Origin of the sequence: uncultured Tateyamaria sp. (genome assembly GCF_947503045.1) — a bacterium.
Taxonomy (GTDB): Bacteria; Pseudomonadota; Alphaproteobacteria; order Rhodobacterales; family Rhodobacteraceae; genus Tateyamaria.
Genome location: NZ_CANNCF010000001.1, coordinates 1170537 through 1184985, shown reverse-complemented (window position 1 = coordinate 1184985; position 14449 = coordinate 1170537). Strand labels below are relative to the sequence as shown.

Here is a 14449-nt window from a genome sequence, read left to right as displayed (position 1 = left end):
CGGGCTGACTATTAGGTTTGCATATGACATGTATTTTGACATATGTAACTACTCAGGTTCGACATTCTGGAACGGAGTATGGCGCAGATGCTGACGAACGAGAAGACAACCGAAGATGTTGCCCTTGGCATTCGCCGCCGTGTGTTCGAACACGCCATGCGCAACAATGGCGGGTACCTGAGCCAGGCCTGCTCGGCTGCCGAACAGCTCGCATGGCTCTATAACGAAGAGCTGAACCTTGGCCCGCCGACGCTGCCGATGATCCCGAAATCCTTTGGCGGCGTGCCAAGTGCGGACAATCCCGACTATCATACCGGTGCGGGCTATAACGGGCCGTTTGAGCCCGACCTCGACCGCCTGTTTATCGCCCCTGCACATTATGCACTGGTCGCCTATGCCACGCTGATCGAAGTGGGGCGCATGGCCCCCGAAGGGCTTGAGATGTTCAACAAGGACGGCTCCTCGGTCGAGATGATCGGAGCCGAACACAGCCCCGGCATGGAGGTGCATAACGGCACTCTTGGCATCGGTCTGTCCACGGCGGCAGGGCTGGCATGGGGCCGCAAACGGCGTGGCGAGACGGGCAAGGTCTGGGTCTACATGTCTGACGGCGAAGTGCAGGAAGGTCAGACATGGGAGGCCATCCAGTGCTGCGCGCACCACAAGATCGACAACGTAAAAGCCATCATGGACGTGAACCGGCAGCAATGTGACGGCGCGATGAACTCGGTGATGGAAGTTGGCGATATCGCCCAGAAGATGGAGGATTTCGGCGCCAAGGTGGTCTGGGCCGATGCCCACAACCTCGACGAGATGCGCGCCGCGGCCCGCACCCCGCACATGGGCAAGCCGCTGATCATTCTGGCCAATTCCTCGCCCTGGCGCGGTATGCCCACGCTGCTCGAACGGTTCCCGCGCCTGCACTATGTCCGCTTCAAATCCGAAGAGGAACGCGCGCGCTACAACGTCGAGATCGCCAAATCACTCAAGGTCGACCCGGTCGACTATGCAGGAGCGCACTGATGCTGGAAATGGTAAGCCGCCCCTATGAGCGGGCCTTTGAACAACACGCCTTGGCCAATCCGGATGTGCTGTGTCTGTCCGCCGATCTGACGTCGAGCTGCGAGATCGACAAGTTTCGCGACAACCACCCCGACCAGTTCCTGAGCCTTGGCATGGCCGAACAAAACATGATGAGCTTTGCCGGGGGTCTTGGCCTCGCCGGGTATCGCCCATTCATCCACACCTTTGGCGTTTTCTGCTACCGCCGTCCCTATGATCAGCTGATAGCGTCCATCGCCTATCCCCGGCGCAAGGTGCGCATCATGGGGTTCCTGCCCGGCATCACCACGCCCGGCGGCATGACGCATCAAGCCATCGAAGATATCTCCGTCATGCGCTCCATGCCCAACATGACGATCCTTGAGACCGGCGATGCGACCGAAGTCGAAAGCATTTGCGAGGCCGCTGACAGCATCGACGGCCCCGTTTATTGCCGCGTGCTGCGCGGGCAGATGCCGCGTCTGTTCGACACGCCGATTGTGGTGGGCCAGATGCGCGAACTGTCCTTGGGCGACGACATCCTGATCGTCACCGCCGGCATCACCACCGAAGAGGCGATGCGCGCCACCAAAGCCTTGGAAGGCGCGGGCGTGTCCGTACGCCATCTGCATCTCAACACGATCAAGCCGTTCAATGCCGCCGCCATGCTGGATCACATCAACAGCGTCAAAGGCGGCGTTGTCACGCTGGAAAACCACGTGACCGAAGGCGGGATCGGGTCCCTGATGGCCGAAATCATGGCCGACAACGGCGTGGGCAAAAAACTCAAGCGACTGGGACTGAACGACACCTATGCCCATGGCGGCAGCCGCGCGTATCTCATGCGTTATTACGGGTTGGATGCGCTGGCGCTGACCCAAGGGATCGAGGATTTGATGGGACAAAAACTCGGCATCACCGAAGAAGACCTGTCCGCAGCACGGGTTGATGCCGTACACTCCCTTGCAAAGGCGGAGGGCCTGTAAGTGACCAAATTCGATGCAAGCTTTGTCGGGTTCATGACCCTTGATATTTCAGGACGGCATGTGGCCGACATTCCTGATGGTGGCGGGATCGCATTTCTGGACGAAATCCGGATCAACCCGGCGGGAACTGTTGGCGGGTCGGTGATGAACTGCGCCAAGATGGGCACAAAGACGACAGCCGTGTTCTGCGTCGGCGAGGATGAAAAGGGGGACTTCATCCACGACGTGTTCGGACGCATGAGCATTGATACCTCAATGGCGATGCGCACCAAGGCCGTCGGCACCTCGTCCACCATTCTGCCGATCCGCCCCAATGGCGATCGCCCCTGCCTGCATTGCCGCGGCGCATCCGAAGAGCTGTTTGTGACGGAGGACATGTTCGACGCGGTATGCGATGCCAAGTACCTGCATTATGCGGGCCACGGTTTCATCCGCGCGATGGAAGACGGCCAGGGCGCCAAGCTGCTGGCCCACGCCAAGGGCAAGGGGCTGACCACCACATTCGATCTGATCGGCCCGCACGAGGGCACGCTGGAACAACTCAAGCCCATGCTGCCCCATATCGACTATTTCATGCCCTCTATTGAAGAGGCCGAGTTCATCTCGGGCCTGACGGATCGAACGGATATCGCGCAGTTCTTTATGGATCTCGGGGCGGCGGCCTGCATTCTCAAGACCGGCCCCGAAGGGTCGTTCATCAAGACCGCCGATACCACGTTCCAGATGCCCGCCTTCAAGGTCGATGTGTCCGACACCACGGGATGCGGCGACAGCTATTGTGGCGGGTTCATCGCCGGGCTGAACATGGGCTATGATCTGGAGGCGGCCTGCCGCCTTGGTACCGCAACCTCCGGATTGGTGGCCACCGGTTTGGGGTCGGATGCAGGCGTGGTCGATCTGGACACCACATTGGCCTTCATGGAAACGGCAGACATCCTAGTCTAGCGCCAGAATGGCGGCCGCAAGGGCATCGTCCAGCACCAATTGCGAGACCTTGGCCCCTTTCAACACAGCGCGGGTGGCTTGCGCTTTTTCAAGGCCTGACACGACCATAAAGCCTTGCATGACCCGAAAGTCGTCCCATTCAACTGCAAACAATCGGTCGTCCAGTGGCCCTTTGACCTGATGGCCGTCGGCATCCAGAAACCGGCCCACTGCGTTGCAGACCGCGCCTTGGGATTGGTAGTAACTGACGTCCTCAGGCGTGGCGACTTTGAACTGCACGACATGCGCTTCGGCGTCGCAGGTGCTGACCGAAAACACCGCCTTGTTGCAGTGCTTCAGTTGCGCCAGTTGCTCTGCGATGATCGGCTCGGACCGCAGGCTGTCCGCAACCGATTTGGTTGAACACACGGCAGGGGCATTCATGTTGATCCCTGTGCCACCAAGGCGGCGCGCAATTTCCGATGTGCAGCGTTCCGAACTCATGATCAGCGGGTTGGCCATCGACCCCAAAAGCTGGATCACCTTGAGGTTTTGCTGCGGCCAGTATGGCACCACCTCGGCCAGCAGCGAGATGGTTTCGCCCCAGGAGACGCCGACAATGTCGAGCGGCTCAAAGAAGCCCGGCAGCAGATGCGCCCCGACCTCGCTCACGGCTTGCGTAAGCTCTTTGCCGATCAGCCCGTTTGCGGGCAGCACGTGGACCGCGTCGACCCCAAACCGGGTCTTGAGCGCGTGGCTCAGCTCGTTCAGGCGCAGGTGATGTGGGTCGAGCTTGATGGCAATCAGGCCCCGCTCTTTGGCTGCCTTCAGATAGGCGGCGACGGTGGGACGCGAGATGTTTTGCGCCTGCGCCACTTCGCCCTGCGTCAGCCCGCGCACATAATAGAGCCACGCGGTTTCGGACACGACCGCATCGGAGGGCGGCGCGCTGCGGGTTGCGTATTTCAGGACTGAGGAGGACGGCCGGTCGGTCATCGGGCGATCATAGCTGTGTTGTCCTGTGCCGCAAGCGCGCGTGCGCTTTGGTAACTCACCGTCGGCAGCGCGCGAATCCGGCGAACCTCGCTGTCGGCCCAGGCTGCTGTCTGATCGAGGGCCTGCGCCATAATGCCCGCCAGTTCGTCCAGAAGCGCATCCTCGATGGGTTGCTCGAGCGCCAGACGGGTGCGGCGCAAGATGAGGTCATCAAGATGCAAGGCCCCTCGCCCCTGCACCAGCCAGACAATTTCGCGTTGCGAGAACCCGGGCGCGTCGTCCAGCGGTGCGTCAGCCTCTTCCGCACAGAACGCGGACACCGCTTGCCACAGCCCGCCATACCGCTCGGCAAGCTGACGGTCGCGCGGGTCTGCGGGTGTGTCGGCAGTTGGGGTTCCGGCATAGCCACGCGTGCGGGTGCTGACCGTGCGCGCCTTGCCAAGCGCCTTCAGGGCCTGATCCGCGGCCTCTTCGGCAAAGCCGCGAAAAGTCGTCCACTTGCCACCCGCCAGAGACATCAGCGGCTGTCCAGCCGGGGTTTCGTCGACGTGGATCACATGCCCGCGCGGTGCGGCCGTAACGTTCCCCCCCTTCACCTTTTGCAAAGGGCGCGCGCCGGTTGTGGCGACGAGAATGTCGTCTTCGGTCACCCTCAGATCCGCGAACAACGTGTTCATCGCCTGCAGGAGGTAGTCAATTTCGGCAGAGGCGATGGTGGCATCAGATGCATCGGGCACCACGACTTCGCTGGTGCCGACCAGCACTGTCTGATCGAGCGGCGCGCAGATCACAAAGCGCCCGCCCGTGTCAGGGAAATACAGGGCCCGCCCGGCAAGCCGTTGCAGCAGATCAGGTCGGTTCAGTACAATCTGCGCGCCTTTGACGGCTGTGACATAGTCTGTGGGCACATCCAGCAGTGCGTTGGTGCGGTCAAGCCAGGCACCGGTCGCGTTGATGATCAGCCTGGGGGTGATATCCGCTCGCACGCCATCGCCCTTGAGGGTAATCGTGCCATCTGTAAGGCACTGAAAATCAACGTGGTTCAGCGCGGTGACATCGGAGGACTGGTCCAGCGCCTCTTGCAACAGTTCAAACACCAACCCCTCGGGGTTGCAGAACTTGCCATCGAAATAGCTGAGCGACGCGCCAAAGCGGGCCTGCGTCCCGATGGGCAAATCCACGCGCGACAAGGTCATCTTGTGGCGTGGCAACGCGGCACTGGTCTGAAACCTGTCATAGATCATCAGCGCCGCCTTCATCCCAAGCGCGGAGGGCTGGGACGTGCGCCCGCCCATCCCGAGGAACTTGAGCGCCGCACCAAATGTGCCGCGCAGACGGTGCTCGACCGGCAACAGGAAGGCCTGCGGCACAACGGCATGCGGGGCGTGTTTGAGCAGCAGATCGCGCTCCTCCAGCGCGTCGCGCACCAAATCGAATTCGCGGTTTTCCAGATAGCGCAACCCGCCATGGGCCATCCGGCTGGAGGCCCCGCTGGCCCCCCGGCAAAAATCGCCGCGCTCGATCAAGACGGCGGACACCCCGTTGAGCGCGAGATCACGCAAGGTCGCAATCCCGTTCACGCCACCGCCCAGGATCAGAACGTCTGGCGTGCGCAGATTGTCCAGCCGGGCAATCGCCTCTTGTCTCAGTTTCAACGGGCCCTCGCCTTTGAATTTACAAATGCAAATTGTGTTTGACAAAAAGAAGATCATTTGTTGATCTCTTTGACAAGACACTGAATGCAGGGTGACGGACCAGCCTATGGCCGAGTTCTGGGGAACTTACGAATTCAAAGCAGACAGCCCGTCAGACGCAGACGGCTGGGCGCGCAGTATTGCGCGCGAACAGACGATCGAATGCATCGACGAAGCTGTGCCGCATGGATTTATCCTCGACTACGTGCTGGCGCAGGTCGAGACGGTCGAGGATCAGGGCGGCGGCATCTACCGCGCCCGCATCCGCTATCGCTCCGACATCACGGGGGGTGAGTTGCCCCAGATGATGAATGTGCTGTACGGCAATTGTTCGATCCATGTCGCCGTCAAGCTGGTCGGGATCGAGCTGTCCGCCGAGGTGCAGTCGATGTTCCCCGGCCCGCAATTCGGCGCCAAGGGCGTGCGCGACATTGTCGGCGGGTCCGGCCCGATGGTCTGTGCCGTCCTCAAGCCGATGGGACTGTCAGCGGACGAACTGGCCGAGCGGGCCTATCAATGCGTGCTGGGTGGGATCGACCTGATCAAGGACGACCATAGTCTTGCGATGCAGCACTGGGCCCCGTTCGAGCCCCGGGTCGAAGCCATTTCCAAGGCCGTCGCAAAAGCCAATGCAGAGACCGGAAATACCACGATCTATGCGCCGTCCATGCTGTGCCCGGTTGACAAGCTGGAAGAACGGGCACGCTTTGCGGTGGAAGCCGGAGCAGGCGGATATCTGGTCATGCCGGGGCTTACCGGTTTTGACTCGGTCCGCTTTCTGGCCGGAACGCCCGAGCTGTCGCGACCGATCATGTTCCACCCGTCCGGCATGGGATCGTTCACCAATGCCGGTCTGAACGGACTGAGCCATTCGGTGATGTATGCATCATATCCACGGCTGATGGGCGCGGACATATCGATCTACCCCAGCTTTGGCGGTCGCTACGGATTTTCCAAGGAGTTGTGCGTGCAGGTCGCGCAGGACTGCCGGGACCCAAACGGGCCCTTCATACCCATTCTGCCGTCCCCGGGCGGCGGAATGAACCTCGAACTCGCGCCTTTGCTTCGCGAGATGTACGGCCCCGAAGCCGTGTTCCTCTTTGGGGGGGGCGCGATGCGATACAAGGACGAGATTGCAAGCGGCATTCGGGAGCTCAAGGCCGCGCTAACGGGCGGATAAGCAACAACATTTAGGGAGGAAGACATGACAGATTTTTCAGATACTGACGACACGGGCGGCGTGAACCGCCGAACGTTTCTGACCGCCGCCTCCGTCGCGGCAGCGGCCACGACAGCGGGCGGTGTGGGGCTGTTCACTCCCGGGATCGCACGCGCGCAATCCAAGGCCGCCGCAGATATGAAATTCGCCTTTTCCACACCGTTCTCGGGACAGGATTCATTTTCCGGCCAGATCGGTGGCCTCAATCAGGGCATCAAGGATTTCGGCGGCGAGTTGACGATTGCCGATGCCAGCTTTGATCTGAAGAAACAGAATGACCAGATTTCGGCGCTTGCTGCGTCCAAGCCGGACGCGCTGATCATCCTGCCCGTCGATCCGGTCGGTGTGTCGAACGCCGTTGATGCCGCCGCAAAGTCCGGTGTGCCGATTTTTCTGATGGACAGCTATGTGCCAAACGCCACGGCCGTGACCGCCGGGTTCCACAACAACTTTGGCATGGGCGAAATCGCCATGGAATACATGGCCAACCGGCTGGGCGGCAAAGGCAAGATCGCCGTCATGGAATTGCCCATCAACGAGGCATGGGGTGCCCGCGATCTGGGCCGTCGGGCGGTGTTGAAACGCTATCCCGACATTGAGATCGTCGCCTCATGGGCGTTTGATCCAACGGGCAAAACCACACCGCGCTCGGCGGCCGATGGTTTCCTTGCCGCCCACCCAGATCTGGACGCCATCTGGTGCGCCTGGGACAATGCGGCGATGGAGGCCTCATTGGCCATTCTCGCCGCAGGCATGGCGGACCGCGTGTTCACCACGGGCACCGATGGCGGACCTGCCGCGTTCGAAGTCCTCCGCTCGGGTGGGCCGTTTTCCTTTACCTGCGCACAGTCCTTTTACGCACAGGCCTATGATCTGCTGGCCTTTGCGCATCAGCACCTGCAGGGCGAAGCGGTGCCGCGCATGGTCATCAACCCGGTCTATGCCGTGGACAAGGCGCTGCTTGATGCGACTGGACCCGAGGCCGACAATTATGACAAGGTCGGGGTTGCTGCATCGCTTGGCTGGGTCCGGGCGCTGTAAGCCCGGAGGCCGAATGACGACCGTTCTGGACATGCGCGGGATCCAAAAGCGTTTTGGTCCTGTGACAGCCTTGGACAATGTGGACTTTGCCGTGGAGCATGGAGAAATCCATGCTCTGCTTGGTGTGAACGGGGCCGGAAAATCCACGTTGATCAAGATCTTATCGGGCCTTTATCAAGCAGATGACGGGCAGATCGAGATCGCCGGACAACCCGTGTCACTGCAAAGCCCGGCGGATGCGATCAGGGCCGGTATCGCCTCGGTGCAACAGCATCCCGAACTGGTTGGCGATCTGACGGGGTACGAAAACATCTTTCTCGGCAATGAGGCCAGGCGTCCCGGCCTGTTCCGCCGCGTCGAACATGGCGCGATGCGGGCCAAGGCGCAGGAACTGCTCAAACGTCTGCCAGTGCCAATTGATCTGGACGTCAAGGTGCAGGACCTCGCCAGCGTCGAAAAAGAGATCATCGCCGTGCTGCATGCGCTCAAGCAGGAAAACGTCAAGGTGCTGATTCTGGATGAGCCGACCTCGACCCTCACCCGGGTTGAGAAAGAGCAATTGTTCAAGATGATGCGCGTTCTCAAAGACGTGGGCGTCGCGATCATCTACATCACTCATCGGCTTGAGGAAGTGTTCGAGATCGCCGATCGGTTCACCGTGTTCCGGGGCGGCCGGAATATCGCGACGATGACGTCAGAGGATGCGCGACAGGGTGATGTGTCGATCCCGCAATTGATGCTGGATGACGAAATGGGTGCGCTGTTCCCGCCCAAGGCAACCGAACCTGCGGGCGACGTGTTCTTGAGTGTCGAAGGGTTGAGCCTGACAAACGCATTTCAGGACATCAGCTTTGAGGTGCATAAGAATGAAATCATTGGGTTTTACGGCCTTGTCGGGTCCGGCATTGACGAACTCGGCAAGGTGCTGTTCGGCGCGCTGCGCCCCACTGCGGGCGAGATACGTCTGAAGGGCACGCCGCACGCCTTTGCCTCCCCTGCGGACGCCCTCAAGGCAGGTATCTTTCTGGTGCCCGGGGATCGGCGCACCGAAGGGTTGGTGCTGGCCGATGATGTCACGTTCAACACGACGCTGGCCAATCACGACAGGGCCTCTGTGTTCGGCGTCCGGCGGTTCCGGCAGGCCTTCCGCGATGCGCGCGACCTGTCGGGCAAGGTGGACCTGTCGCCGCCAACTCTGAACCGCCCCGCGCAGGCGTTTTCCGGCGGCAACCAGCAAAAGATCGTGATTGCAAAAGGCCTTTATTCCCAAAGCGATATCTACATCTTTGTGGAGCCCACGGTCGGCGTCGATGTCGGCGCGCGGGCCACGATTTACCGGCAGATGCGCGCGCTCAGCAAAGACGCCGCTGTCATCGTGATGTCATCAGATTGCGATGAGGTCTTTGGCGTGGCCGACCGGGTCACTTCGCTTTATCGCGGTCGCATGACGCAGCCCCTGTCGCGCGACATCACCCGGGACGAGGTGCTGTCCGCAGGCCTCATGGGAACCGCTGCATGAAGATCCTGCACCCAAGAACCTTTATCCTGATCGGCCTTGTCGCGGTGATTGCCGTCGTCTTTCAGAGCCTCACACCGAATTATCTGTCCCTGCGCAATCTGGGCGGCATGCTCAGCGCGATGGCCATATCGGGGATCGTTGCGATGGGGCTGACCTTTGTGATTGTGCTGCGAAAGTTCGATCTTTCGCTGGCCGGGATCGCCTCGCTGAGCGCGATGACCCTTGGCTTTGCGCTGTTTCTCTACGGCAACTTGTGGATCGCCGTGGTGGCCTGCATCGGAGTGGGCGTGATTTGCGGCGCCATCAATGGCGCCCTAGTCGGCTATGGTCGTCTGCCGGATGTAGTGACAACAATTGCAGTTGGATCAATCGCTTACGGCATGGCCTTTGTGTACAATGGCGGTGCGGATTTTTCCAAGAACTTCTTTTCGTCCGGAATTGTCGCGATGAACTACACCAAGGTTCTGGGGATGAAAGTGCCCATCCTGTTGCTGTTGATGACGGCGATCTTTACCGGGTTCCTGCTGCACATGACGCGCTATGGGCAGGCGTTCTATGCGGCGGGCGAAAACCCGGTTGCGACGCGCTTTTCCGGCATCTCGGTCAACCGCATGATGATTGCAGGTTATGCCCTGTGCGGCGCGTTGGTGGGTCTGGCCATGCTGATCCAGATCTCGGGCATTGGGTCGAGCCGCGTGACGGCAGGCGGGCAAATCCTGTTGCCGGCCTACACTTCGGTCTATCTGGGGGCGGCACTGCTCGGCCGGGCCTCCATTCCTGCCACCATTGCCGGATCGCTGGTCATGACCATGCTGCTCAACGGTTTCACGCTGATGTCGGTGCCCTATTACTACAGCGATGCGGTTGTCAGCCTTGTCCTGATCACGGCGATTGTCCTCTTTGATCCGCGCATCCTGATCTACCTCAAATCGCCACGCAGGCTGGTGACGGGATGAGCGTGCAACGCGTTCTGAGCACGCTGGGGCTGCCGGTCATCCTGATCATCGCCTTTACGGTCTTTACCGGCCTGTCCGACAGTTTCCTGACGGCGGCCAACCTCGAAAGCATGATCCTGTCCTTTGCGATATCGGCTTTGATGTTTCTGGGCCTGACTTGGGTGTTCACCATCGGTGAGATGGATGTGAGCTTTGTCGCCGTGGCCGCGCTGGCCAACATGATCACTGCGGGGCTGGTCATTGCGGGCTATTCCTGGGGGGCAGCCACCACCCTGGCCATGCTGGCAGCCTTTGCGATCGGGGTCCTCAACGGCGTTCTGATTGCCAAGCTCGGCCTGCCCTCCCTTGTCACCACAATCGCAACCGGCGGCATGGCTTCCGCACTGGCGGCAGCGATTGGCAAGGGATCCTCCATGGGGATCGATCAGCCGGGCTATTTGCAGGTGCTGTTTGACGTCAGGTTCGGCATCGTGTCCTTGCTGGTGGTCCTGATTGTCGTGCTGGTCGCGCTGTGCTGGTACGTGCAGGAGCGGTTGACCCTCGGCCACTACATCTTTTCGATGGCCACCAACCCGGCCGCAGCCCGCGAGGCAGGCATCCCCACCGCGCGCATCACCATCATGCTCTGTGTCTTTGCCGCCTTGTGCAGCGGGGTTGCAGGCATATTGCTCGCCGTGCAATTGTCCTCCGGTCAGCCGTCCATTGCGCAGTCGCTGTTTCTGGATGGTCTGACGGCGGTGTTGCTGGGCGGCACGATGCTGAAAATCGGCAAGCCAAATATTCTGGGCACCATTGTGGGCGTTGCGATCATCGCGGTTCTGATCCGTGGCGGAGCGCTGCTGGGCTGGAGCGACGCGAGCTTTTCCACAATCAAGGGACTGCTGTTGTTGTTCGGTGTCACAATTGTTGTGTGGACAGGGCGCAAGCCTGCCTGAGCGCAGCAGCATGTCGCTCTTCGAAGGCTGAGCCCATTCTCGCGAATGCACCGCTCACCCCAACCCCAAAACAACAAAGACCGCCCGAAGGCGGCCTTGATGAAATCCACATAGGCAATGTGGGAATTTGGAGCGGGCGAGGCGATTCGAACGCCCGACCCTAACCTTGGCAAGGTTATGCTCTACCCCTGAGCTACGCCCGCTTCCTTGGGTAAGGCGTCAGATACTTATCCCCGCCCCGCGCTGCAAGTGGAAAATTACGCCGCCTCGCAAAAATCTTGTGCCGTCATGGTGCCGACAGCGACGGAAAGCGAAGGGAGATGCGTATCGCTTTTATGAGCCGTGCACTGAGAAATATCCGGGGTCTGGGGTGGCCTGTCCTGCTGTTGATCTGGTCTGCGCAGGTCAGCGCCCATGACGGGCTCCACGCGCCCGACATGCTGGCCCGGGTTGTGGCGGCGGTGCAGCAGGGCAATCGGGTGGCCGTCACGCTTGAGCTGACGGGGCTTGGCGGGCCGCTGGTGCTGGTTGCACTCTCTGCCCCCGGTGCGCGCGCCGCGCCGATTGCGCCGATCTATGTGAACTTCGCCGAAGACGCGCGGATCACCACGCACCTGACTTTTGCCGCGCCTCCGCCGGCGGCGTTTACCCTGTCGCTCGATTTTGGCCCCGTGGGTGCGGCCGAGATTGCGGTGATGCCTGTGCCCGGACAGTTGGCGGGCACGGATTGATGGAAAAGGACACGATATGACCAACCTTCCGCTTCCGCTCAAATCTATTGCGCTGGCCGTTGCGATCCTTCTGGGCCTCGCACTCAGCGCCAAGGCCATGCCCGAGGTGCGCAATGCCCCATATGGGGTGTGCCACGTCCAGACGGGTTGAAGGTGCGCAGCGCACGCTTTTGGGCGAGATACAAAAATCACCCGGAGAAAGCACAACGCAGCCTGCGTTCTGACCGCTCCGCCGTACACGCCCGCTCGCGACAGGTCACGGAGTCACCAAAGGCGCTCACGCGCCCTTGCAGTCCCGCCAAAGACAGGAAAAGGTCGCGCGCGAGTTCCCGTCCCGAAGGAGAGTCCCTTGATCCGCCCTGCCCTCGTCGCGCTGTTGTTGCTGTCCCCAGTGGCCGCGTTTGCCCAAAGCCAGCTTGAACGGTTCGAAGCCCTCTCAGAGCAGATCAACCTTGAACGCGCCCGCCTGCTGGTGCGCGAGATGGAGGCGATCGGTGGAGATGCGCGCGACATGCAGGCGACCCTGCCCGACACCGGTTGGGGGGACGAGGACCGCGTAGCGGGGGCCTGTGTGCTCGAACAGTACAACACTGCCGCCGGCACCCAGGGCACGGACGAGATGCTGGACAGGATGGAGGCCGCCCTGCCCCAACTCGCTACGGCTGAAAGCCTTGCGCAACTGACGTTCCGGCCCGACGCAATCAGCGACCGTGTTTCCGTCCAGATCGAAAAGTCCTGTGGCCTGTTCGACATCCCCCTGCGCCAGATGAAAGACAGTGGGTTCACCAACGCGATGATGCAGGCCTTTGATACGGCCAAGACCAACTGAGCGGTACTAGCGCCGCTCGATCAGGTCCCAGCGGTTGCCGAAGCTGTCGCGAAACACGGCAACGGTGCCGTAGGATTCGACGCGCGGCGTTTCTTCGAAACTGACACCGGCCTTGATCAGACGCGCTTGGTCAGCCGCAAAATTGTCGGTTTGCAGGAACAGCCAGACACGGCCCGCGCCTTGGGCGCCGATCGCGGCCCGCTGGTCTGGCCCATCCGCCCGCGCCAGCACAAAGGATGCACCGCCCCCTTGCGGGCGCACTTCGACCCAGCGTTTGCGGCCCTGATCGATGTCTGCGACCAGTTCAAACCCCAAGACCCCGCAATAAAAGGCGATGGCGGCATCATAATCAGGCACGATGAGAGAGACGGCGGCAAGTTGCATGCCTTCTCCCTTGCCGCAACGCGCCATAGTGCACAAGAGCCTAGTCTTTGCGCGCCCGCACCGCTCCGGCCAGCACGACGATCAGGGCGGCCAGCACCGCCAGCAGCCCAAAGCCGGTGCGCAAAGTGGTGGCATGGGCGACAAACCCGATCAGCGGCGGGCCCAGCAGCAAGCCGCCATAGCCTAAGGTGGACACACTCGCGATGGCTGTACCGGGCGGCAAATGCGGGTCCCGCGCGGCGCGGGAAAAGGCCAGCGGCATGATCACCGCATAGCCAATGCCCATCAGCGCGAAGCCCACAAGCGTCACGCCGTAACTGGTCGAGGCCACGGCACTGACCGCGCCAAGGGTCGCGATCACCCCGGCCACGCGCGCCGTGGGGGTCGGTCCAAAGGCGCGCGTGGCCTGATCGCCCAGCAGACGCGTGATCACCATGGCCACCGAAAACACCGAATAGCCAAGCGCCGCATGGGCTGCGGTCACACCTGCGGTTTCGATCAGCAACAGCGCGCTCCAGTCCACCATCGCGCCTTCGCCCATCGAGGTGCAAAAGGCGATGAGGCCCACAGCGATGAGTGGCCCCTTGGGCAGCGGGAACAGCGGCGTGTCGGACAGGCTGTCGCGGGTGGGAGAGACCCAGCCGATGCGCGCAAAAGCAAGGGTGACCACAGCCACGCCTGCGCCGGTCACAATGAAATGCAGCGGTATACCAACACCCCAATGCTCAGCCGCGAACCCGCTCGCCGCCCCCAGCCCGGCACCAAGGCTGAACATCGCGTGAAACGAGGACATGACGGGACGCGCGATATGCCGCTCGGCCTCGCCCGCCCATGTGTTCATCGCGACATCCATTGCGCCATGGGTCGCGCCAAAGATCATCAGCGCAAAGGCAAGGCTTGCCACGTTCGGAGCCAGCGCGGTGAGCGCCAGCGCGACGGTATAGGCCACCGCGATGCGCAGCGTGATCATGGCCGCACCAAAGCGATCTGCAAAGCGTCCGGCCAGTGGAAACGCCGCAATCGCACCCCCGGCCAGCAGCAACAGCAAAAGACCCAACGCGCCCGCATCGAGATCATGGCGCACCGCCATTGCCGGAATGCGCGAGGCCCAGATGCCATAAAGCGCGCCGTTCAGGATGAACATGGCCGACACAGCCATCCATGTGGCGCGATTGCTGGGCGGGGTCATCAGCC

General features: G+C 61.4%; 15 protein-coding genes and 1 tRNA gene. 11 read left to right on the top strand and 5 right to left on the bottom strand.

Going from position 1 to position 14449, the window contains the following annotated elements:
- Positions 1-87 precede the first annotated feature (87 nt).
- The 3 genes from Q1A89_RS06015 to Q1A89_RS06005 are packed head-to-tail and all read left to right on the top strand — an operon-like array spanning position 88 to position 2972.
- Positions 88-1023 carry a transketolase gene (locus Q1A89_RS06015; protein ID WP_299724907.1) on the top strand — a complete coding sequence of 312 codons (936 nt, stop codon included), beginning with the start codon at positions 88-90 and terminating at the stop codon, positions 1021-1023.
- On the top strand, positions 1023-2027 hold the full coding sequence (locus Q1A89_RS06010) for a transketolase C-terminal domain-containing protein (protein WP_299724905.1): 1005 nt from the start codon (positions 1023-1025) through the stop codon (positions 2025-2027). Before Q1A89_RS06015 ends, Q1A89_RS06010 begins: the two co-directional genes overlap by 1 nt.
- Entirely contained in the window at positions 2028-2972 is a 945-nt protein-coding gene (locus tag Q1A89_RS06005) for a carbohydrate kinase family protein (protein ID WP_299724903.1), read from the top strand. It abuts the gene before it with no gap.
- Here the strand turns inward: Q1A89_RS06005 and Q1A89_RS06000 are convergent.
- Both Q1A89_RS06000 and Q1A89_RS05995 read right to left on the bottom strand, forming a co-directional pair.
- The gene (locus Q1A89_RS06000; protein ID WP_299724901.1) at positions 2964-3947 is read right to left on the bottom strand and encodes a sugar-binding domain-containing protein; all 984 of its coding nucleotides are present in this window, start codon (positions 3945-3947) and stop codon (positions 2964-2966) included. The genes Q1A89_RS06005 and Q1A89_RS06000 overlap by 9 nt on opposite strands.
- Entirely contained in the window at positions 3944-5602 is a 1659-nt protein-coding gene (locus Q1A89_RS05995; protein WP_299724899.1) for a glycerol-3-phosphate dehydrogenase/oxidase, read from the bottom strand. The genes Q1A89_RS06000 and Q1A89_RS05995 overlap by 4 nt, the downstream gene beginning before the upstream one ends.
- A 106-nt stretch (positions 5603-5708) precedes the next feature.
- Here Q1A89_RS05995 and Q1A89_RS05990 point away from each other — a divergent pair, with 106 nt between their 5' ends.
- From Q1A89_RS05990 to Q1A89_RS05970, 5 genes are read left to right on the top strand one after another with little or no spacing between them, the layout of a single operon-like run.
- Positions 5709-6821 (top strand): RuBisCO large subunit C-terminal-like domain-containing protein, encoded by a 1113-nt coding sequence (locus Q1A89_RS05990; protein ID WP_299724897.1) that lies wholly within the window; start codon positions 5709-5711, stop codon positions 6819-6821.
- 24 nt (positions 6822-6845) lie between these two features.
- On the top strand, positions 6846-7901 hold the full coding sequence (locus Q1A89_RS05985) for a sugar ABC transporter substrate-binding protein (protein ID WP_299724895.1): 1056 nt from the start codon (positions 6846-6848) through the stop codon (positions 7899-7901).
- A 13-nt stretch (positions 7902-7914) separates the two neighbouring features.
- Positions 7915-9420, top strand: a complete 1506-nt coding sequence (locus Q1A89_RS05980; protein WP_299724893.1) for a sugar ABC transporter ATP-binding protein — start codon at positions 7915-7917, stop codon at positions 9418-9420.
- Positions 9417-10376 carry an ABC transporter permease gene (locus tag Q1A89_RS05975; protein ID WP_299724891.1) on the top strand — a complete coding sequence of 320 codons (960 nt, stop codon included), beginning with the start codon at positions 9417-9419 and terminating at the stop codon, positions 10374-10376. The genes Q1A89_RS05980 and Q1A89_RS05975 overlap by 4 nt, the downstream gene beginning before the upstream one ends.
- The gene (locus Q1A89_RS05970; protein ID WP_299724889.1) at positions 10373-11311 is read left to right on the top strand and encodes an ABC transporter permease; all 939 of its coding nucleotides are present in this window, start codon (positions 10373-10375) and stop codon (positions 11309-11311) included. Before Q1A89_RS05975 ends, Q1A89_RS05970 begins: the two co-directional genes overlap by 4 nt.
- A gap of 128 nt (positions 11312-11439) precedes the next feature.
- Here the strand turns inward: Q1A89_RS05970 and Q1A89_RS05965 are convergent.
- Positions 11440-11514: transfer RNA gene (locus Q1A89_RS05965), tRNA-Gly, on the bottom strand.
- A gap of 117 nt (positions 11515-11631) precedes the next feature.
- Here Q1A89_RS05965 and Q1A89_RS05960 point away from each other — a divergent pair.
- The 3 genes from Q1A89_RS05960 (at position 11632) to Q1A89_RS05950 (ending at position 12871) form a co-directional block, all read left to right on the top strand.
- Positions 11632-12042, top strand: a complete 411-nt coding sequence (locus tag Q1A89_RS05960; RefSeq protein ID WP_299724887.1) for a hypothetical protein — start codon at positions 11632-11634, stop codon at positions 12040-12042.
- 16 nt (positions 12043-12058) lie between these two features.
- Positions 12059-12193: a hypothetical protein gene (locus Q1A89_RS05955; protein ID WP_299724885.1), complete on the top strand. Its 135-nt coding sequence runs from the start codon at positions 12059-12061 to the stop codon at positions 12191-12193.
- Between the two features lie 198 nt (positions 12194-12391).
- On the top strand, positions 12392-12871 hold the full coding sequence (locus Q1A89_RS05950) for a hypothetical protein (RefSeq protein ID WP_299724883.1): 480 nt from the start codon (positions 12392-12394) through the stop codon (positions 12869-12871).
- A gap of 6 nt (positions 12872-12877) precedes the next feature.
- Here the strand turns inward: Q1A89_RS05950 and Q1A89_RS05945 are convergent, their stop codons facing one another.
- A complete protein-coding gene (locus Q1A89_RS05945) occupies positions 12878-13255 on the bottom strand; it encodes a VOC family protein (RefSeq protein WP_299724880.1) in 378 nt (125 codons plus the stop codon).
- 40 nt (positions 13256-13295) lie between these two features.
- Positions 13296-14444 carry an MFS transporter gene (locus Q1A89_RS05940; RefSeq protein WP_299724878.1) on the bottom strand — a complete coding sequence of 383 codons (1149 nt, stop codon included), beginning with the start codon at positions 14442-14444 and terminating at the stop codon, positions 13296-13298.
- Positions 14445-14449: the final 5 nt, after the last annotated feature.

What these genes read in the sequence shown, in the direction of transcription:
- Q1A89_RS05940 (WP_299724878.1), bottom strand. Translation starts at nt 14,444, where the DNA reads ATGACCCCGCCCAGCAATCGCGCCACATGGATGGCTGTGTCGGCCATG.
- Q1A89_RS05970 (WP_299724889.1), top strand. Translation starts at nt 10,373, where the DNA reads ATGAGCGTGCAACGCGTTCTGAGCACGCTGGGGCTGCCGGTCATCCTG.
- Q1A89_RS05960 (WP_299724887.1), top strand. Translation starts at nt 11,632, where the DNA reads ATGCGTATCGCTTTTATGAGCCGTGCACTGAGAAATATCCGGGGTCTG.
- Q1A89_RS05945 (WP_299724880.1), bottom strand. Translation starts at nt 13,255, where the DNA reads ATGCAACTTGCCGCCGTCTCTCTCATCGTGCCTGATTATGATGCCGCC.
- Q1A89_RS05975 (WP_299724891.1), top strand. Translation starts at nt 9,417, where the DNA reads ATGAAGATCCTGCACCCAAGAACCTTTATCCTGATCGGCCTTGTCGCG.
- Q1A89_RS05980 (WP_299724893.1), top strand. Translation starts at nt 7,915, where the DNA reads ATGACGACCGTTCTGGACATGCGCGGGATCCAAAAGCGTTTTGGTCCT.
- Q1A89_RS05985 (WP_299724895.1), top strand. Translation starts at nt 6,846, where the DNA reads ATGACAGATTTTTCAGATACTGACGACACGGGCGGCGTGAACCGCCGA.
- Q1A89_RS05955 (WP_299724885.1), top strand. Translation starts at nt 12,059, where the DNA reads ATGACCAACCTTCCGCTTCCGCTCAAATCTATTGCGCTGGCCGTTGCG.
- Q1A89_RS06010 (WP_299724905.1), top strand. Translation starts at nt 1,023, where the DNA reads ATGCTGGAAATGGTAAGCCGCCCCTATGAGCGGGCCTTTGAACAACAC.
- Q1A89_RS05990 (WP_299724897.1), top strand. Translation starts at nt 5,709, where the DNA reads ATGGCCGAGTTCTGGGGAACTTACGAATTCAAAGCAGACAGCCCGTCA.
- Q1A89_RS06015 (WP_299724907.1), top strand. Translation starts at nt 88, where the DNA reads ATGCTGACGAACGAGAAGACAACCGAAGATGTTGCCCTTGGCATTCGC.
- Q1A89_RS06000 (WP_299724901.1), bottom strand. Translation starts at nt 3,947, where the DNA reads ATGACCGACCGGCCGTCCTCCTCAGTCCTGAAATACGCAACCCGCAGC.